The organism is Pseudonocardia sp. ICBG601, assembly GCF_020496245.1.
The window spans coordinates 3,398,221-3,418,620 of record NZ_JAHLJA010000148.1 but is presented as its reverse complement, the minus strand read 5'-3'; the positions used below and the strand labels follow the sequence as shown (position 1 = coordinate 3,418,620).

Genomic DNA, 20,400 nt, shown 5'->3' with positions numbered 1-20,400 from the left:
TCGCTACCGTCCCAATTCCTGATCGAGGAGCGCGAAGAGTTCGTCGTCGGTGTCGGTGCCGGTGTCGACGGCCGCCTCGGCCGGCCCGGCCCAGGAGCGCGCCAGCTCGGCGAGCCGGAGCGCGACCTGCTCCCGGACGCCGCCGTCGGCCGCTGCCAGCGCCCGTTCCAGCCGGTCGAGCTCGGCGAGGGCCGGGTCCGGCGGCGGGGCGGACCCCGCGTCCGGCCCCGCGTCGGCCCCTGCCTCGGACCCTGTGTCGACCCCGAGGCGCTCCCGGAGCACGGCGGCGAGGGCGGCCGGGTTCGGGTGGTCGAACGCCGCCGTGGCCGGAAGGCGTTCGCCGGTGGCCGCGGCGATCCGGTTGCGCAGCTCCACAGCCGTGAGCGAGTCGATGCCGATCTCGGTGAAGGCCCGGCCGGGCCGCACCGCCGCCGGCCCGTCGTGGCCCAGCACGTCCGCGGCCAGGCCACGGACGAGGTCCAGCACGGCACGCCCCCTGGCCGCGGGCTCCAGGCCCGCGAGCCGGGTCCGCAGGTCCACCGGGGTGTCACCGCCCTCGGGTGCCGCGTGGCGGGTCGGTCGTGGGGCTCGGACGAGCCCCCGAAGCAGGGGCTGGACGTCCGGGAGTCGCCGGACCGCGCCGAGGTCCAGCGCCGTCGCGACCAGGGCGGCCTCCCCCGCGACCAGGCCGGCGTCCAGGAGGGCGAGGCCTTCCCCGTTCGACAGCCCGGCCTCGCCGCCGCGCGCCAACCTGGCCCGCCCGGCGTCGCCGAGCTCACCGGTGAGCGCGCTGGCCTGCTCCCAGAACCCCCACGCCAGCGAGAGGGCGGGGAGCCCGGCGGCCGCCCGCCGTCGGGCGAGCCCGTCGAGGAAGCCGTTGGCGGCCGCGTAGTTCGCCTGGCCCGCGCTGCCGAAGGTGCCCGCCCCGGAGGAGAAGAGCACGAAGGCGGCGAGGTCCCGACCCTCGGTCAGCTCGTGCAGGTGCCATGCGGCGTCCGCCTTGGCACGGAGCACGGTGTCGAGCCGAGCCGGGGTGAGGCTCTCGACCACACCGTCGTCGAGCACTCCCGCGGTGTGCACCACACCCGTCAGATCCGGCGCGGCATCGAGCAGCGCGGCGACCTGTGCCCGGTCCCCGACATCGGCGGCGACGAGGGACACCTCCGCACCCAGCGCCACGAGCTCCGACCGGAGCTCCCGGGCGCCGGGCGCACCGGGCCCGCTGCGGCTCGTGAGCAGCAGCCGTCGCACCCCGTGGTCGGTGACCAGGTGCCGGGCGACCAGGCCGCCCAGGGTTCCGGTGCCTCCGGTGACGAGCACGGTGCCCGCGCCGAACCCCCGGGTGGCGGGCGCGGACGGCACCGGGACGAGCCTGGGCGCCGCGAGCTGCCCGTCGCGGAGGCGCAGCTGGGGCTCACCCGCCCCGACCAGGGTGGTCAGGGGCGGTTCCGGCTGGTCGGTGTCGACGAGGACCAACCGTCCGGGGTGCTCGGTCTGCGCGGACCGGACGAGTCCCCAGACGGCCGCGGCCGCGGGGTCGTCGCTGCCACCGGTCAGGACGACCAGGGGCTCCGCCGCGGCGGAGGCGAGGTGGGTCTGGACACCGGCGAGGGCGGACTCGGTGAGTGCCCGCACCCGGTCCAGGACGGTCCCGACCGCGCCCGGCCTCAGGTCCAGCACGGGCGGCGTGTCACCACCGCCGGATGCCGTGACGGGCACCCACTCGGTGCGGTACAGCGCCCCGGCCCGCGGTGTCAGGCCGGCCCGCGGCGCGGGCCGCAGGACCAGCGACCGCAACGACGCCACGGGTGCGCCCGTCGGGTCCGCGACACTCACCTGCACGCCGTCGGCGCTCGGTGCGGCGTACACCCGCAGCGTGGTCGCGCCGGTCCGCCGCAGCGCGAACCCGTGCCATGCGAAGGGCAGCAGCACCTCGTCGGATCCGGCCTGGGGAGCGGCCCCCAGGTTCGCCGACTGGAGGGCGGCGTCGAACAGCGCCGGGTGCAACCCGAAGGAGCTGCCCCGCAGCTCCGGCGGGAGCGCGACCTCGGCGAACACCTCGGTGCCGCGCCGCCACGCCGCCCGCAGGCCCCGGAACGCCGGCCCGTACTCCAGCCCTGCCTGCGCCTGCCGCGGGTAGAACTCGTCCAGCTCGACGGGCTCGGCGTCGCCGGGCGGCCACTGCGTGGGCACCGTGCCCTGGTCCGCCGGCGCCGGGGACGGCTCCGTGACCGCCCGGCCGCGGGCGTGGCGCGTCCATACGCCGTCGGGCCCGGTGTCCTCGGCCCGGGCGTGCAGCTCGATCCCGCCGTCGGCCGTCACGGTCACCCGCAGCTGCAGGGCGCCGCGTTCCGGCAGCAGCAGTGGGGCCTCCACCACCAGCTCGTCGACGGCGGCCAGGCCGGCTTCGTCGGCGACCCGCGCGACGAGCTCCAGGATCGCGGCACCGGGCACGAGGACCGTGCCGGTGACCGCGTGGTCGGCCAGCCACGGGTGGGTCGCGAGCGAGACCCGACCGGTCGCCACCGCACCGCCCGCCCCTGGCAGACCGACGACCGCGCCGAGCAGGGGGTGCTCCACGGGGTCGAGGCCGGCGGTGCGCACGTCACCGACACCGCCGGGCACCGCGTCCAGCCAGAACCTCTGGTGCTGGAACGCATAGGTGGGGAGTGCGACGGGCCGGGCGCCCTCGAGCAGGGGGGACCAGTCGACGCCGATCCCGCGGACCGCGAGCGCCGCGGTGGCGGCGAGGAACCGCGCCGGACCGCCGTCGTCGCGCCGCAGGGTGCCGGTCACCACCGTCGGCTGCTCGTGGCGGTCGAGCTCCTGGGCGACGTCGAAGGTGAGCACCGGGTGGGCGCTGACCTCGACGAACGCCCGGTGCCCTGCCTCGACCAGCCCGGCGACGGCCTCCCCGAAGCGGACCGGGCTGCGCAGGTTGCGGTACCAGTAGGCCGCGTCGAGGGCCTCGCCGCAGACCCAGCCACCGTCCACGCCGGACCAGATCGGCACCGAGCCCGCCCGGGGGGCGAGCCCGGCCAGTGCCGCGGCGAGGTCGGCCTCGACCGCCTCGACCGCCGAGGTGTGCGAGGCGTAGTCGACCGGGATCCGGCGCACCCGGACACCGTCGGCGTCGAGCACCGCGACCACCTCGTCCAGGGCCTGCGGAGGACCTGCCACCACGACGGAGCCCGGGCCGTTGACCGCGGCGGTCTCGAGCCCGGGCCAGGCCCGCAGCCGCTCGGCCGCGTCGGCGGCGGGGAGACCGACGGAGACCATGCCGCCGCGGCCGGCGAGCCGCTGCGCGATGACCCGGCTGCGCAGCGCCACGACCCGCACGGCGTCGTCCAGGGTGAGCGCCCCGGCCACGTACGCGGCGGCGACCTCGCCCTGCGAGTGCCCGACGACGGCGTCGGGCTCCACCCCGAGCGAACGCCAGAGCCCCGCGAGAGCGATCCCGACGGCGAACGACGCCGGCTGCACCACGTCGACCCGGTCCAGCGACGGCGCTCCCGGCTCGGAGCGCAGCACCGCCCACAGGTCCCAGTCCACGTACCGGGCGAGCGCCTCGGCCACCTCGTCCAGTGCCGCGGCGAACACCGGCGACGCCGCGGCGAGCTCCACGCCCATGCCCACCCACTGCGTGCCCTGGCCGGGGAAGACGAACACCCGCTTGCCCGTCACGTCGGCCTCCCCGGTGAGGACCTCGGCGCCCGACCGCAGCCCGGCGACCCCGTCCTCGCGGGTGGCCGCCAGGACCACCGCGCGGTGGCGGAACGCCGACCGCAGGCCCAGCGACAGCGCGACGTCCGCGGGGACGAGGCCGGGACGCTCCTCGATGAGGTCCGCGAGCCGCTCCTGCTGCGCGGCCAACGCCTGCTCGGTCCGCCCCGACACCAGCCAGGGCACCGGCGTCGCGGCGGGCCGCTCCTCGACCGGCTCGGGAGCTTCGGGTGTCTCGGGGGCCGGCGGCTCCTCCAGGATCACGTGCGCGTTGGTGCCGCTGACCCCGAAGGCCGACACCCCCGCCCGCCGCGTCCGCTCCCCCGCGGGCCACTCCCGTGGCGCGGTCAGCAGCTCCGCGGCTCCGCTCGTCCAGTCCACGTGCGACGACGGCCGGTCGACGTGCGCGGTCGCGGGCAACCGGCCGTGCCGCAGCGACTCGACGATCTTGATGACGCCCGCGACACCGGCGGCGGCCTGGGTGTGGCCGATGTTCGACTTGACCGACCCGATCAGCAGCGGTGCCGCGTCCGCACGGTCCCGGCCGTAGGTGGCGAGCAGCGCCTGGGCCTCGATCGGATCGCCGAGCGCGGTGCCGGTCCCGTGCGCCTCGACGACGTCGACGTCCGCCGCGGCCAGGCCGGCGTCCGCCCAGGCGGCCCGGATGACCCGCTCCTGGGACGGTCCGTTCGGGGCCGTCAGCCCATTCGACGCGCCGTCCTGGTTCACCGCGCTGCCGCGCACCACCGCCAGCACGGGATGGCCGAGCCTGCGCGCGTCGGAGAGCCGCTCGAGCAGCAGCACCCCCACTCCCTCGGCCATCCCGAAGCCGTCGGCACCCTCGGCGAACGCCTTGCAGCGCCCGTCCTCGGCCAGCCCGCGCTGCCGGGAGAACCCGACGATGCCGTCGGGCGTCGACATGATCGACACCCCGCCCGCCAGCGCCAGCGAGACCTCGCCCGCGGCCAGCGCGCGGGTGGCCAGGTGCAGCGCCACCAGCGACGACGAGCAGGCCGTGTCGACGGTGAGAGCAGGCCCCTCCAGGCCGAGCGCGTAGGCGATCCGGCCGGACAGCACGCTGCCCGCGTTGCCGGTCACCAGGTAGCCCTCGTCGGCCCCCGCGCCGCGCTGGTCACCCGTGCCGTAGTCCTGACCGTGGGTGCCGACGAACACGCCGGTGGGGCTGCCGCGCAGCCCGGCCGGGTCGATGCCCGCCCGCTCCAGGGTCTCCCAGGACACCTCCAGCAGCAGCCGCTGCTGCGGGTCCATCGCCAGTGCCTCGCGCGGGTTGATGCCGAAGAACTCGGCGTCGAACCCGGCGACGTCGTCGAGGAAGCCGCCCGCTCGGACGTACGTCGTGCCCGCGCGGTCGGGATCGGCCGCGAACACCGCGTCCAGGTCCCAGCCGCGGTCGGTGGGGAAGGGACCGATGGCGTCGCCCCCGGCCTCGACGAACCGCCAGAGCGCGTCGGGGGAGGTGATGCCGCCGGGGAACCGGCAGCCCGCGGCGACGATCGCGACCGCGTCGTCGTCCGGGGTCGCGACGCGACGCGTCGGCGCGGTGGGCACGCCACGTCGCAGGCCGACGAGCTCGGTCAGCAGGTGCGCGGCCAGCGCCTCCGGGGTCGGATGGTCGAACACCACGGTGGCCGGGAGCCGCACGCCCGTGCTCGCGGTGAGCCGGTTGCGCAGCTCCACCCCGGTGAGCGAGTCGAACCCGAGGTCCTTGAACGCGCGCGCGGCGTCGACCGCCGTCGCCGCACCGTGGCCGAGGACGTCCGCGACGTGGGTCCGGACCTCGTCGAGGACGGCGGCGGCCCGCTCCTTCTCGGGGAGACCGGCGATGCGTCCGGCCAGGCCTTCCGTCCTCGGCACGGTCGCCCGGCGGGGGGCCAGCTCGCGCAGGAGCGCGGGCACCTCGCCGGAGGCGCGCACCGCGGCCAGGTCGAGCCGGATCGGCACCAGTGTGGGCGCGTCACCTGCCAGGGCCCGGTCGAACAGCGCGAGACCCTCCTCGTCGGACAGCGCCACGGTGCCGACCCGGGCCATCCGGGCGAGATCGGCCTCGGCGAGCCGGCCGCCCATCCCCGCCTGCTGCTCCCACAGACCCCAGGCGAGCGCGGTCGCGGGCTGCCCGGCGGCGTGGCGCCTGGCCGCGAGGCTCTCCAGGAACGCGTTGCCCGCCGCGTAGTTGGCCTGTCCCGCCCCGCCGAAGGTCGACGCCGCCGACGAGAACAGGACGAACGCCGCCAGGTCCCGACCGGCGGTCAGCTCGTGCAGGTGCCAGGCCGCGTCCGCCTTCGTGCGCACGACCCGGTCCCACCGCTGCGCGTCGAGGGCGGCGAGGACACCGTCGGAGACGATCCCCGCGGCGTGCACCACGCCGACGAGCCGGTCCCCGACGAGCTCCAGGGCCTCCGCGAGGACCGCGCGGTCCGCCGCGTCGCCGGTCACCACGTGCACCGAGGCACCGGCGCGGACCAGCTCCTCGCGCTGTGCGTCCGGCACTCCGGAGCGGGTCACGAGGACCAGCTCGGACACCCCGTGTGCGGTCACCAGGTGCCGGGCGACCAGCCGACCCAGCCCGCCGGTCGCCCCGGTCACCAGCACCGCGCCGCCCGCGAGGCCGGCCGGACGGGCGTCCGGCACCTGCACCCGGCGCATGCGCGGCACGAGGGCGATCCCGTCCCGGACGGCGACCCGCGGTTCGTCGCCGTCGACGGCGAGGCCGGTCCGGACGGCCGCCTCGTCGACCCGGTCCAGCTCCAGCAGGCGGATCCGGCCGGGGTGCTCGGACTGCGCGGAGCGCACGAGCCCGGCGACGACGTCCCCCGCCGGGTCACCGGCCTGCACGGCGACGACGACGTCGGTCACGGACTCGTCGCCCAGCCACCTCGCCAGCGCCGTCAGCGCACCGAGCCCCGCGGCACGCGCCCGTTCCGGCACGCTCGGCCCGACCGGGCCGGTCCCCGGCACCAGGACCGGGGTCCCCGGGCCCGCCGGGTCCTCGTCCGGGGCCATGAGCCGCAGCTCGCCGGGATAGTCACCGCCGGGTGCCACCACCCAGGCGATCTCGAACAGCGAGTCGTCGCGTGCCGCCGGGACCGGCCGCAGGACGAGCCGGTCGACCTCCAGCACCGGGGCGCCGGACGGGTCGGTCGCACGGAGCGAGATCGCATCCGGCCCGGCGGGCACGAGGGTGACGTGCAGTGTCCGGTCTCCCGTGGCGTACCGGCGGACGCCTGCCCACGAGAAGGCCAGCCGCGCGCCCCGGCCGGCGTCGAGCAGGTCGGTCACCGGCACCGGGTGCAGGGCGGCGTCGAGGAGCGCCGGGTGGAGGCCGTAGCCCGCGGCGTCGACCGCGTCGGGCAGGGTGATCTCGGCGTGCACCCGCTCGTCGTCGCGCCACACGGCGCGCACCGCGTGGAAGCCCGGCCCGTAGTCGACGGTCAGCCGCTCGTAGAGCCCGGCGACCTCGACCGGCTCCCCCGCCGGCGGCCAGGCGGTCGTCTCCGCGCGCGGCGCGGGTGTGTCGGCCAGGAGGGTGCCGGTGGCGTGCTCGGCCCACGGCTCCTCCGGCCGCGACCGCACGTGCACGGCCACCGCGCGCCGTCCACCCTCCTCCGGGCCGACCTCGACCTGCAGGTCGATCGCCCCCGCGGCGGGGACGACGATCGGTGCGGAGACCGTGAGCTCCTCGACCACGGGTGCGCCCAGCCGGTCGGCGAGCGCGGCCACCGCGTCGAGCAGCGCCGTGCCGGGCAGCAGGACCGCGCCGTCGACCACGTGGTCGGCGAGCCAGGGATGGTCCCGGACGGAGAGCCGCGAGACGGCGAGGCTCGCGTCGCGGCCCGCGAGGGGGACCACGGCGTCGAGCAGCGGGTGGTCCGCCGCCTCGATCCCGGCCGCCGCCACCCCGGCGGGCGCCGTCGACCCGAGCCAGAACCGCTCCCGCTGGAACGGGTAGGTGGGCAGGTCGACGCGCACCGCACCCGTCCCCGCGAAGACCGGCGCCCAGTCGACCGGCAGCCCCCGCACGAACAGCGCCGCCGCCGATCGCAGGAACCGGCCGAGGCCGCCGTCGTCGCGGCGCAGGGTGCCGGTGACGACGGCACGGGCGACGTCGAGGCGCTCCAGGCCCGCCTCGATCGGGTAGGTCAGCACGGGGTGCGGGCTCACCTCGACGAACGCGGCGAACCCGGCGCCCACGAGCCCGTCCACGGCCGCACCGAAGCGGACCGGCCTGCGGAGGTTGCGGAACCAGTAGCCGGCGTCGAGCTCCTCGCCGGAGACCCACCCGTCCTCCACGGTGGACCAGAACGGGATCCGGGCCCGGCCGGGCCGGATGCCGGCCAGCGCGGTGAGGATCTCCGGCCGGGTCGGGTCGACCGCCGCGGTGTGCGACGCGTAGTCCACCGGGATCACCCGGGCCCGGACACCGTCGGCCTCCAGCTCGGCGGCCAGGTCCGCGACGGCGGTCCGCTCTCCCGCGAGCACGACCGCGGAGGGTCCGTTGACCGCGGCGAGCTCGACGCGGCCCCTCGCCCGGGCCACCGCCTCGTCCTCGGCGAGCGAGACGGCGAGCATCCCCCCGTGACCCGCCGGCCCCGAGGCGATCGCACGGCTGCGCGCGACCACGACCTCCACGGCGTCGGCCAGGCCGAGCACCCCGGCCACGTGCGCGGCGACGACCTCACCCTGGGAGTGCCCGACGACGGCGTCCGGCACGATCCCGAACTCTCCCCAGAGCCGGGCCAGGCCGACCCCCACCGCGAAGGACGCCGGCTGCAGCACGTCCACCCTCTCCAGCGACGGTGCGCCCGGCTCGGACCGCAGGACCGCCCACAGGTCCCAGTCGACGACCGGCGCCAGCGCGGCCGCGACCTCGTCGACGGCCTCGGCGAACACCGGGGAGGACTCGGCCAGCTCCGTGCCCATCCCCACCCACTGCGCACCCTGCCCGGGGAACACGAACACGGTCCGGCCCGCGACGTCCGCGACCCCGGTGACCACCGCGGCGGGCGCGCCCGAGGCGAGCTCGTCGAGCCCGGCCAGCGCCTCCCCCGTGGTGGAGGCGACCACGACCCCGCGATGGTCCAGCGTCGCGCGCGCGGTGGCCAGCGACCACCCGACATCGGCGAGCGTGTGCTCCTTCCCGGCCGCGTCCTCGGTGTCCAGCGCGGCCCGCAGCCGGGACGCGAACGCCTCCCGAGCCGCGTCGCCCCGCCCGGTGACGATCCAGGGGACGGCGGCAGGTGCCACCCGCGGCGCGGACACCACCGCAGGGTCGAGCGCCTCCTCGACGATCACGTGCGCGTTCGTCCCGCTGACCCCGAACGACGACACCGCGGCGCGCCGGGGCCCGGTCGCCGCGGTCCACCGCCGAGCCTCGGTGAGCAGCTCGACGGCTCCACTCGTCCAGTCCACCTGTGCGGACGGCCGGTCGACGTGGAGGGTGCGGGGCAGCGTCCCCGCGTGCAGCGCACCGATCACCTTGATGATCCCGGCGACGCCCGCGGCCGCCTGGGTGTGCCCGATGTTCGACTTCAGCGAGCCGAGGTGCAGCGGCCGGTCCGCCGTCCGCTCCCGGCCGTAGGTGGCCAGCAGCGCCTGGGCCTCGATCGGGTCGCCCAGCGTCGTCCCCGTCCCGTGGGCCTCCACGAGGTCGACGTCGGCCCCGGAGAGACCGGCGTCGGCCCAGGCCGCACGGATCACCCGCTCCTGCGACGGGCCGCTCGGCGCGGTCAGCCCGTTCGACGCGCCGTCCTGGTTGACCGCGGTGCCGCGCACCACGGCCAGCACCGGATGGCCCAGCCTGCGCGCGTCGGACAGCCGCTCGAGCAGCAGCAGCCCGGCCCCCTCGGACCAGCCCGTCCCGTCCGCGGTGTCGGCGAAGGCCTTGCACCGTCCGTCCGGGGCGAGCGCGCGCTGCCGGGAGAACTCCAGGAAGACACCCGGGGTCGCCATCACGGCCGCCCCGCCCGCCAGGGCCAGCGTGCTCTCGCCGCTGCGCAGCGACTGCACCGCCAGGTGCAACGCGACCAGCGACGACGAGCACGCGGTGTCCACCGTGATCGCGGGCCCCTCCAGCCCCAGCGTGTAGGCGATCCGCCCCGAGGCGACGCTGCCCGCCGTCCCGATCCCGAGGTAGCCCGCCACCTCGTCGGGGACCTGGTCGTGGCGGCTCGCGTAGTCGTGGTGCATGACGCCGGTGAAGGTGCCGACGTCGGCACCACGCAGCGACCGCGGGTCCACCCCCGCGCGTTCGAAGGCCTCCCAGGCCAGCTCCAGGAGCAACCGCTGCTGGGGGTCGGCCGCGGCGGCCTCGCGCGGGGAGATGCCGAAGAGGTCCGCGTCGAAGTCGGCGACGTCGTAGAGGAACCCGCCGCGTCGGACCGAGGTGCGCCCGGGACGGCCGGGCTCGGGGTCGTAGAGGCCCTCGACGTCCCAGCCCCGGTCGACCGGGAAGTCGCCGATCGCGTCGCGTTCCTCCGCGACGAGCCGCCAGAGGTCCTCGGGCGAGGTCACACCACCGGGCAGACGGCAGCTCGCGGCCACGATCGCGATGGGCTCGCCGGGCGCGGCCGTCCGCTCCCGGACCGCCACGGAGGAGGTGCGACCGCCGCGCAGCACCTCGTCGAGGTGGTCGGCGAGTGCGTCCGGGGTCGGGTGGTCGAAGGCCGCCGTCGCGGACAGGGTGACACCGAAGTGCGCGGCCAGGACGGTCCGCAGCCGGACCGCGGCGAGCGAGCTCAGGCCGAGTTCCCGGAACGGCCGGTCGGGGCGCAGGTCGGCGGGGTCGCGCACGCCGAGGAGCTCGGCCGCGGCCGAGCGCACGGCCCCGACCAGCGTCCGGCGCCGTTCGGCCGCGGTGAGCCCGTCGAGCCGGGCCCGGCCCTCACCCGAACCCGGGCCCGTCTGCTCGACGACGAGGTGGCGCAGTGTGGGCACCTCCGCCGCCGCGCGCTCGTCGAGCCGCAGGATCACCGAGTCGCCGGGGGGCTGGTCGAGGGCGGCATCGAAGGCCGACAGCAGCTCCGCCGGCTCCAGCGGCACGGTCGCCCCGAGGCCGGGTGCCGTGTCGGGAAGGGTGTCGAGGACGGTGGGGTCGAGAGCCGTCGGCCCCACCGCGAGCACCGTGGTGGGGAGTCCGCCACCACGCCGGGCCGCCGCCCACTCGGACAGGGCGCGAGCGGCCCCTGCGGTGCCGTAGCCGTCACCCGGGGCCAGCGCGGTCAGGACCACGAGGGTCGTCTCCGGTGCCGAGGCCGCGACGTCCACCAGGACCGCCGCGACCCGCCCCGGGTCGGCGGTCGGGTGTGTCTGGACGACGGTGCCGAACCGACCGCCCGCGGCGCCGACGGCGACGCGCACCAGCTCGGGGTCATTCGGCGAGCCGGCCACGACGACGACCCGGGCGCCCTGGCGGCGCAGCTCCTCGGCGAGCGGCCCGGCGCCGTCGGCCTGGCCCCAGTCGCTGAGCAGCACGACCTCGCGCACCCCGTGCGCACCGACGAGGTGGGTGGCGACCGCCGCGGCCACGGCCGAGTCCGCGCCCGTGACCAGCACGGGATCGGCGATCCGGGCCGCCGGGCCGGTGTCGCCGGCGGGCACGCGGACCAGGCGCCCGTCCTCGACGCGCAGGAGGTGCTCGTGGTGGCTCGCACCGGTCGCGACCAGCCGGGAGGGCCGCTCGAGGAGCAGGTGGCGGGTCACCTTTCCCGACGCGGTGCGCGGGATCTCGGCGATCAGTCGGATCTCCTCGGGCACCTTGAACGGCGACAGCTCGGTGCGGCAGGCCGCGAGGAGGGCGCCCGGGTCGAGGCCGTCGCGACCGTCCGGCCCTGGCACCACGTAGGCGACGGGGACCTCGCCCAGCACGGGGTGCGGGCGGCCGCCGACGGCCACGTCCCGGACACCGGCACCGCGCCGCAGCACGGTCTCGACCTCGACGGGGTGGATGTTCTCCCCACCCCGGATGATCAGCTCCTTGATCCGGCCGGTGACCGTCAGGAACCCGGCTCCGTCCTGTGTGGCCAGGTCGCCGGTGCGGTACCACCCGCCGCCGAACGCCGCTGCGGTCTCCTCGGGCCGGCGGTGGTAGCCCACCGCGACGCTGGGCCCGCGCACCCACACCTCGCCCTCCGCGCCGGTCGCGGTGTCCGCACCCGTCGTCGTGTCGACCAGCCGGACCTCCAGCCCGGGCACCGGCTGCCCGCACGAGCCGTCGACCCGTGGTCCGTCCGGCCGGACCATGGCGATGGAGCCGCAGGTCTCGGTGCTGCCGTAGGCGTCGAGCAGCGGCACGCCGAAGATCTCCTCGACGTCGGCCCGCAGCGCGGCGGTGGTCACGGCGCCACCGACGAGCCCGATGCGCAGGTCCGGAGCGGTGAAGCCGGTGTCGCGAGCCGCCGCGACCAGGTGGTGGTAGACGGTCGGGACGCCGGCCAGGAAGGTGGTTCGGTCCTCCCGCAGAGCGGCGAGGACCTCGTCGGCGGCGAACCCGTCCAGGATGCGGGAGGTGGCCCCCACCGAGACCACGGCGAGGAAGCCCGCGATGTGGGACAGGCTGTGGAACAGCGGCAGTGGCCAGAGCACCCGGTCCTCGGCCGAGAGTCCGGGGATCGGCACGTAGCAGGACGCGACGGACCAGAGGGCGTTGCGCTGGGTCGAGAGCACGCCCTTCGGCAGCCCGGTCGTCCCGGAGGTGTAGAGCATCCACGCCGGCTCGTCGAGGTCGAGGTCGTCGCGGGCGGACACCGCGGGCGCGGTCCGGGCGAGCGCCTCGAAGGACTCCGTGCCGTCGGGGAGCCGCCCCTCCCCCGTCACCAGGACCCGGACGTCGCGCGCTGCGATGCGGCGCACGAGGGCTGCCCGCGCCCGGTCGGTCACGACGACCCGCGCTCCGCTGTCCCCGAGCAGGTGGTCGAGCTCGCTCGCGCTGACCTGCGGGTTCAGCGGGACACCCACTGCAGCCGCCCGGGTCGCGGCGAGGTAGCCCTCGATCACCTCGACCGCGTTGCCCAGCAGGATCGCCACCCGGTCACCGCGGCCCACCCCGCCCGACGCCAGGTGCCCGGCGAGCCGCGCCGTGCGGGCCTCGAGCTCGGCGTAGGTGACCGCGCGGCGCGCGTCCTGGAAAGCGACGGTGGTGCCGGACTCCGCCGCGTGCGCCAGCAGGGTCTCCGGCAGCGGGCGGATCAGATCGCTTCGCATGGTCCTCGTTCTCTCCGGCCGCCGCGGCGGCTCGTCTCTGCGGTGTCGGGCTCAGGCGGCTCGGACGAGCGCCAACACGTCGGTCGGGACCGTGGCGACCACGTCCGGCCCCTCGGCCCGCAGCGCCGCTTCCTCGGTCGTGCCCCAGAGCGCGGCGACCGAGCGGACCCGCGCCCCGCGTGCGCTGCGCAGGTCGGTGACGGCGTCACCGACCATCACGGCCCGCTCCGGCGCGACGTCGAGCAGGTCGAGCGCGCGGAGCACGATGTCCGGGGCGGGCTTCGGCCGGCTGATCTCGTCCGACCCGATCACGTGGCGGAACCTGCCGAGCACCCCCAGCCCGTCGAGCAGGGACCGGGCACGGACCCCCGCCTTGCCGGTCGCGACCGCGAGCGGCACGTCCCGGGCGTCCAGCTCGGCCAGCAGATCGGCGACCCCGGGGAACAGCGACACGCGGTCCGCGAGGCGGTAGCTCTCCCGGACGAAGGGCTCCTCCATCTCCAGGGGGAGCGCCATGATCCGCATGATGTCGGGGAAGAACCGGCCGAGATGCCGGTTGTACTCGGCGAACGGAGCCTCTCCCGGTCCGACGACCTCGGCGTAGGCGATGCCGAACGCTTCGCGCATCACGTCGAAGCTGTCCACCAGGACTCCGTCGAGGTCGAAGACGACGGCGTCGGCGGGGGTGGTCGGTCCGACGACCGTGAGGACGTGCGACGACTCGGTGTGCACCGTCATGGTCGGCTCCCCGTTCCCAGCGTGGTCGGCTCGGTGGCCCGGGCCGAGGTGTAGATCCGGTCGATCAGGGCGACGGCCCGTTCGGCCTCCGCGATGGCCACCCCGCGGCTGCTCGGGTCGCGCAGCAGCGCCGGCAGCTCGACGAGCTGGCGGTCGTACTCGCTCCCGATCGGCTCGTCGACCGGGTCGAGCTCGGTGGTCACCCCGGCCCGTGTGGTGGTGAGGGTCGATCCGCCCTCGCGATGGGGGCTGAAGCCGAAGGTCGCCCGCAGCCGCACGACGGCCCGGCTCCCCTCGACGGTCAGCACCGTCGTGTCCCGCACCTCGTGCGAGGCCCAGCTCGCGCGCAGGGACACGGACACGCCGGACCGGGTGACGAGGAAGGCGCGCACGGTGTCCTCGACGTCACCGTGGGCCCGCTCGCGGGTGTCGGCGTCGGGGCGCCATCCCGCCCGCCGGGTGGGATCGTTGACGAAGTCGCCGGACACCGCGGCCGCGACGTGCTCGGCCTCCAGCCGTCCCAGTACGGGGGTCGCGGCGTCGAGGAGGTGCCATCCCAGGTCGAGGAGCGCGCCGCCGCCTGCCGTCCGACGGTCGGTGAACCAGCCGCCCGCGTCCGGGACACCCCGCGCACGGACCCACGAGAGGTCGACGTGGCGCAGTTCGCCCACCGTGGCCGCGGCATCCACCAGGGCACGGACGTCGGCCCGGTAGCGGGCGGCGCTGCCGGCGAGCAGCACCGCCCCGCCCACCCGCTCGGCCTCGGCCAGCTCGGCGGCCTGTGCAGCGTCCAGGCAGACCGGCTTCTCCACGAAGACGGCGATCCCGCGCCGCAGCAGACCGCTCGCGACGGCGGCGTGGGCGTGGTTGGGCACCGCCACGACAGCGAGGTCGATCGCGGCGGGATCGAGCTGGTCGGCGCCGGTGTACCGGGCCGCCGCGGCGGCCAGGTCCGCAGCGGCCGCCGACGCCCGGGGATCCGCGTCGACCAGGGCGGTGACGACGTAGCCGGGGAGCGAGGCGAGCCTGGGCAACCAGATGGACCGCGCCGCCCACCCGGCACCGACGACGGCGACCCGGACGGCTGCGCTCACAGTGCCGCCACCGTCTCGGCGACGATCGCGGCGACCCGTTCGATGTCGGCCTCCGGGGCGAGCAGGGTCCGGTGGTGCAGCCAGACGGTGTCGGCGGTGATCTCCTCCGAGTTCGGGCAGCGGCGTGCGAGGTCGTCCACGCTCTCGTCCGGGGCGCCGGTCTCCCAGAACGCGGCGGTGCGGTAGACGGCGCGGAACGCGACGAAGGCCGGTAGGCCGCGCGCCACCAGCTGGTCGACGAGCAGGTTGCGGCGCTCCTCGCCGATGCCCGGCAGCCGGAACAGCGCCATGTAGTGCGGGTTCCGGTCGGCGCGCTCGTCGTCGGCCTGAGGTACGACCCCCGGGATCTCGGCGAGCAGTGAGCGCAGGAGCGGCCACCGCTGCTCCCTGGTCTCGATCTGGCCGTCGAGCCGCTCCAGCTGGGCCCGCAGCACGCTCGCCGAGAACTCGTTGAGCCGGAAGTTGGACCCGGAGGTGCGGTGGAAGTAGCCGCGATCGGTCCGCGGTCGCCCGCAGCTGTGCCGGACGAAGCCCTCCTCGTACAGCCCGGCGTCGGGGAACAGGACGGCTCCGCCCTCGCCCGCGGTCATCAGCTTGCCGTTCTGGAAGCTGAACGCCGCCACCGAGCCGAGCTCACCGATCCGCTTCCCCCGCCAGCGGGCGCCGTGGGCGTGCGCCGCGTCCTGCACGATCGACACCCCGCTGTCCGCGGCGATCTTGTTCAGGGCGTCGATGTCGGCGACCAGGCCTGCCATGTGCACGGGCATGATCGCCCGGGTCCGCGGCGTGATGGCGGCGGCGGCCGCGTCCGGGTCGATGTTGAGGGTCTGCGGGTCCACGTCGACCGGGACCGCCGTGGCGCCGAGCCGCTGGGCCGCCTGGGACGACGAGATGAACGTGAACGCGGGGACCACCACCTCGGTGCCCGGCCCGACGCCGAGGACCTCGAGGGCGAGCTCGAGGGCGTGGGTGCCGTTGGTCACGGCGAGCGCGTGCTCGGATCCGTGGTACTGCGCGAACTCCTGCTCGAAGGAGTCGACCTCGCTGCCCCCGATCCGCCACCACTGCCCCTGTTCCAGTGCCCGGATCAGACCGGTCCGTTCGGAATCGGAGTACTGAGGCCACGCCGGGAGCTCCGGCGCGGGCTGCAGGTGGTCGGCCATGACGCATCACTTCTCTCTGACGGTGGAATGCGCGACATCGCGGGAAACTGCCCGACACCTGCCGGGACCATTCGAGGGTAACCCTGGTAAATCGGGGCGTCACCGCCCCTAACGCCCCCTAGGAACCCCTATTTCATCGCCTCGGCCGCCAACCCCGGAAGATTCTCCTAGAATTGTTCGTGCATTACGACACCATCCGCGAGGAGAACCGTGCCATCGCTATTTCTGTTGAACGGGCCCAATCTGGGAACGCTGGGGACGAGACAGCCGGAGATCTACGGGACGACGACGCTGGACCAGATCGCCGAGCACGTGGCGGCCGAGGTCGCCGGCCGAGGCTGGACCGTGGAGTCGGTACAGCTCGACGGTGAGGGTGAGCTGGTCCGCGCGGTGCAGGACAGGTACGACACGGTGGGTGCGATCGTGAACCCCGGGGCCCTGATGATCCACGGCTGGAGCCTGCGCGACGCCCTCGCCGCCTACCCGCGGCCATGGGTCGAGGTCCACCTGTCCAACGTCTGGGCCCGGGAGACCTTCCGCCACGAGTCGATCCTGTCCGCGCTGGCGGCCGGGGTGATCGTCGGGCTCGGCGCGACCGGCTACCGGCTCGCCGCCCGGGCACTGCTCGACCTGGTCCCTGCTCCGGAGCCGGGGGCGGGCACACGGTGAGCCGCGACGACGCGCACCGGGTGCGGGTGGACCTCGGTGCCCGCTCCTACGACGTCCACATCGGATCCGGGGTCCGGCATCTCCTGCCCCGCATCGTGTCCGGGCTCGGCGCCGACCGGGTCGTGGTCGTCTCGGCCCGGCCTGCCGGGGCCGTGCCGCCGCCCGGAGTGCCGGCGGTCGAGGTCACGCTGACCGACGGGGAGCACGACAAGACCCTCGGCCAGGTGGAGTCCCTGTGCCGGGAGTTCGCCGCGGCCGGGCTCACGCGGGCCGGCGCGGTGGTGTCCTGCGGCGGTGGCACCACGACCGACGTCGTCGGGCTCGCCGCCGCGCTGTACCACCGGGGCGTCCCCGTGATCCACCTGCCCACGTCGCTGCTGGCGCAGGTCGACGCGAGCGTGGGTGGCAAGACCGCGGTGAACCTGCCCGAGGGCAAGAACCTCGTCGGCGCCTACTGGCAGCCCGCCGCGGTGCTGTGCGACACCGACTACCTGCGCACGCTTCCCGCCCGCGAGCACACCAACGGGCTCGGCGAGATCGCCCGGGCCCACTTCATCGGCACCGGCGACCTGCGCGGGCGACCGTTGGCAGAGCAGATCGCGACGAGCGTGGCGATGAAGGCCGCCGTCGTCGCGAGCGACGAGCGGGACGCGGGGCGCCGTCACGTCCTCAACTACGGGCACACCCTCGGCCATGCGTTGGAGGTGGCGACCGGGTTCCGGCTCCGCCACGGCGAGGCGGTCGCGGTCGGTACGGTGTTCGCCGGGGTGCTGGCACACGAGCTCGGCCGCATCGACGCGGCGCGGGCCGCCGAGCACCGGGAGGTCGTGGCGCACTACGGGCTGCCGACCACGCTGCCGGACGGGGTCGGCGTCGACAGACTCGTCACCCTCATGCGCTCGGACAAGAAGGCGGTCGCGCACGGCCTGACGTTCGTGCTCGACGGGCCCGCCGGACCCGAGCTGGTGCCGGACGTCCCGGTCGACGTGGTGACCCGGGCCCTGCGGGCCATGCCGTCCTCCCCGCTCCCCGCCGGGACCGGGCCGGTCAGCTCGCCCGGTTGACCTCGGCCCACAGGTCCGGCGGGAGGTCGCGACGCCGGCGCACGCCGAGCTTGCGGTAGACCCGGGTCAGATGCTGCTCGACCGTGCTGGGCGTGATGAACAGGCGCGCCCCGATCTCGCGGTTCGAGTAGCCCCGCACGGCCAGACCCGCCACCCGCCGCTCGGAGTCCGAGAGGGCGGAGGCCACGGTCCCGGGACCGTCGGTGTCGCTCTGGTCGGCCCCGCTGACGTGCTCCAGCTCCCGCACGAGCGGGGCGACGCTGGCGACCCGGGCCAGATGCAGGGCACGCCGCGACGTCAGCCGTGCGGTGCGGATCTCCTCCGCCGCGCGGTAGGCCTCGCTCAGGTCCGACAGGACGAAGGCCTGCCCGACGATGTCGCCCACCGACTCGAACAGCTCCAGGGCCTCGGTGAGCATGCCGATCCGACGCTCCGCCGCGCTCGCCGCGGCGAGTACCCGCAACGCGGACGCGCGGGTCCGTGGGTCCCGGGTCGAGACCAGCTCGTGGGCGATCCGGCGCGCCTCGGCGGACTCTCCCAGCTGCAGCCGGGCCGTCGCGGTCCCGAGGCGCCATGCGACCGACTCGCCCGCGACGTCACGTCCCCAGCGGGTGAGCATCGCCCCGCACTCGGTGAAGTCCGCCAAGGCCGCCGCGGGGTGCCCCGTCGCCATCCGGAACCGGGCCCGGCCGAGGCGGTAGCGCAACCCCGCGAGCCCCACGTCCATCGCCGCCGGAACCGTGCTCACCAACCACCGGGCGGCCTCGTCGAGCCGCCCGGTCCCGACGAGTGCATCCACCAGCACGCCGAGCGGCGCCCCGACCTCGATCCCCCACGCGGCCACGGGCAGGACGCGCAGGGCGTCGGCGGCCCACCGCGTGGCCGCGGCGAGGTCGCCCTGCTCGAGGGCGATCGCGGCCAGCACCGCCGCGGTCCTCGCCTGCCCCGTCACCGGCTGCCCCTCGGCCAGCAGCTGCTCCCCGCGGGCCAGCGCGTCGGCCGCCCGGCCGGCCCGGGCCAGCACCTCGAGAGCGAGCACCATCGCCTCCTCGGACCAGGTGCTCCCCCGGCCGTGCCGCACGTCGCGCAGCACGATCTCGGCGTGTGTCACGACGTGACCGGGGGTCCCGTGCTCGAGGGCGTCGGCGAGCAGGGCCGCGGACTGCAGCCACGGGTCGGTCTCCGGCCGCACCCGGGTCTCCCGGGCCCGGCCCGCCCACGGCTGCCTCGGCACCGCGATCGCCCCGGGGGCGCGGTGGCGCGCCCACGTCTCCAACGCCGACAGCGTCGGCGTGTCCAGTTCGGCGCGCCGCGCCAGGTCCGCCAGGAGCGCGGTGGCCTCCGCCATGCGGCCGTGCCACGCCAGCTGCCGCACGGCTTCCGCGGCGTCGTGGTCGCCGACGCCCCGGCGCAGCGCCTCGTCGAGCGGGGGCAGCGCCGCGAGCGGACGGACCCGCCACAGCACCGCGGCGAGCCGGGCCGCGAGCGACGCCGTCCGCTCCGCCGCGCCGTGGTGCCGGGCCACCTGCAGGCACCGAGCCGCGTGTTCGGGCTCGTCGTCGAGCACCGCCCGGTCGGCCGCCTCGACGAGCGCGTCGACCGCCCACGGAGCGCCCGGTCGGCACCGGTCCGCCGCCAGGAGGTGGTCGACGACCACCGTGGCGGGCCGCCCGGACTCGTGCGCCACACCCGCGGCCGCGAGGTGCATGTCGGCCCGGCGCGCCGGGTCGACGCGATCGAGCACGGCGTCGCGCACCGCGGCGTCCGGGAACCGCGGCTCGGCGGGCAGCCCCGCCTGCGCGAGGGTCTGCAGGGACACCTCCGCGGCCTCCCGGCCGACCTGGGCGACCCGCGCGATCTCCGTGACCGAGTCGGCCGGGGCCGAGCAGAAGTGTCCGAGGACGGCCAGCGCGGCTGCCACCTCGGTCACCACGGGTCCACCGCGATGGACCCCGCCGGCGACCGCCCGGGCGTACCCCTCCAACGCCGGGGCGGCCCCCCGCACGTGGTCCTCGACCAGCGCGTCGAGCAGCAGCGGACTGCCGCCCGACAGCGCGACCGCGCGCCCGGCCAGCTCCGCCGCCCGCTCCGCGCCCAGGCGCGCGGCCAGGTGCTCCCGCACCTCGTCCGGGGAGAAGCGGTCGATGCGCAGGCGCTCGACCCGCAACGTCCGGGACAGCTCCGCGACGAAGGCCACGGAGTCCGCCGCGGCGGGGACCGGGGTCTGCAACGCGGCGACCAGCACGACCTGGCGTGCGGGTATCCGCCGGAGGAGGAACAGCACGAACTCCAGGGACTCGGGGTCGGCGAGCTGGAGGTCGTCGAGCACGAGCATCAGCCGCGAGTCGGCTCCCCCCGCCTGCTCGACGACGTCCCCGGCCAGCGACGCGAACCGGAGCACCCGGTCCTCGGGCGTCACCGGGTCCGGTGACCGGCGGGGGGCCAGCTGCCGGGCGAACCCGAGCGGCACGGTCCGCTCGGCGCGCGAGCCGGTCGCCGACAGCACGGCATGGCCGCGCTGCGCGGCACGGTCGGCGATCGCCCGCAGCACCGCGGTCCGTCCGACGCCGACCGGCCCCTCGACCAGGAGCGCGCATCCACCACACGGCTCGCCGCCCAGCAGCTCCCCGATCCGGCGGTCCACCACATCCCGTCCGACCACGACCACGACTCCTTCACGTCACTCCGGGTTGCGGGTCGTGACACGCCGGACGTCGCAGGACGCCGCTGCCC

7 protein-coding genes are annotated in these 20,400 nt (G+C 76.2%); 2 read left to right on the top strand and 5 right to left on the bottom strand.

What is annotated here, in order from left to right:
• Window positions 1-3 precede the first annotated feature (3 nt).
• The 4 genes from KPL57_RS45565 to KPL57_RS45550 are packed head-to-tail and all read right to left on the bottom strand — an operon-like array spanning window position 4 to window position 15,934.
• Window positions 4-12,939: a type I polyketide synthase gene (locus tag KPL57_RS45565; protein WP_226356556.1), complete on the bottom strand. Its 12,936-nt coding sequence runs from the start codon at window positions 12,937-12,939 to the stop codon at window positions 4-6.
• 51 nt (window positions 12,940-12,990) lie between these two features.
• Window positions 12,991-13,677 carry an HAD-IA family hydrolase gene (locus KPL57_RS45560; protein WP_226356555.1) on the bottom strand — a complete coding sequence of 229 codons (687 nt, stop codon included), beginning with the start codon at window positions 13,675-13,677 and terminating at the stop codon, window positions 12,991-12,993.
• Window positions 13,674-14,771 (bottom strand): Gfo/Idh/MocA family protein, encoded by a 1,098-nt coding sequence (locus tag KPL57_RS45555; protein WP_226356554.1) that lies wholly within the window; start codon window positions 14,769-14,771, stop codon window positions 13,674-13,676. Before KPL57_RS45555 ends, KPL57_RS45560 begins: the two co-directional genes overlap by 4 nt.
• Window positions 14,768-15,934 carry a DegT/DnrJ/EryC1/StrS family aminotransferase gene (locus KPL57_RS45550; protein ID WP_226356553.1) on the bottom strand — a complete coding sequence of 389 codons (1,167 nt, stop codon included), beginning with the start codon at window positions 15,932-15,934 and terminating at the stop codon, window positions 14,768-14,770. The genes KPL57_RS45555 and KPL57_RS45550 overlap by 4 nt, the downstream gene beginning before the upstream one ends.
• 210 nt (window positions 15,935-16,144) lie before the next feature.
• Between KPL57_RS45550 and KPL57_RS45545 the strand changes: the two genes are divergently transcribed.
• Entirely contained in the window at window positions 16,145-16,603 is a 459-nt protein-coding gene (locus KPL57_RS45545) for a type II 3-dehydroquinate dehydratase (protein ID WP_226356552.1), read from the top strand.
• A complete protein-coding gene (locus KPL57_RS45540) occupies window positions 16,600-17,667 on the top strand; it encodes a 3-dehydroquinate synthase (protein WP_226356551.1) in 1,068 nt (355 codons plus the stop codon). Before KPL57_RS45545 ends, KPL57_RS45540 begins: the two co-directional genes overlap by 4 nt.
• Here the strand turns inward: KPL57_RS45540 and KPL57_RS70770 are convergent.
• Window positions 17,651-20,329 carry a LuxR C-terminal-related transcriptional regulator gene (locus tag KPL57_RS70770; protein WP_226356550.1) on the bottom strand — a complete coding sequence of 893 codons (2,679 nt, stop codon included), beginning with the start codon at window positions 20,327-20,329 and terminating at the stop codon, window positions 17,651-17,653. The genes KPL57_RS45540 and KPL57_RS70770 overlap by 17 nt on opposite strands.
• Between the last annotated feature and the right edge of the window lie 71 nt (window positions 20,330-20,400).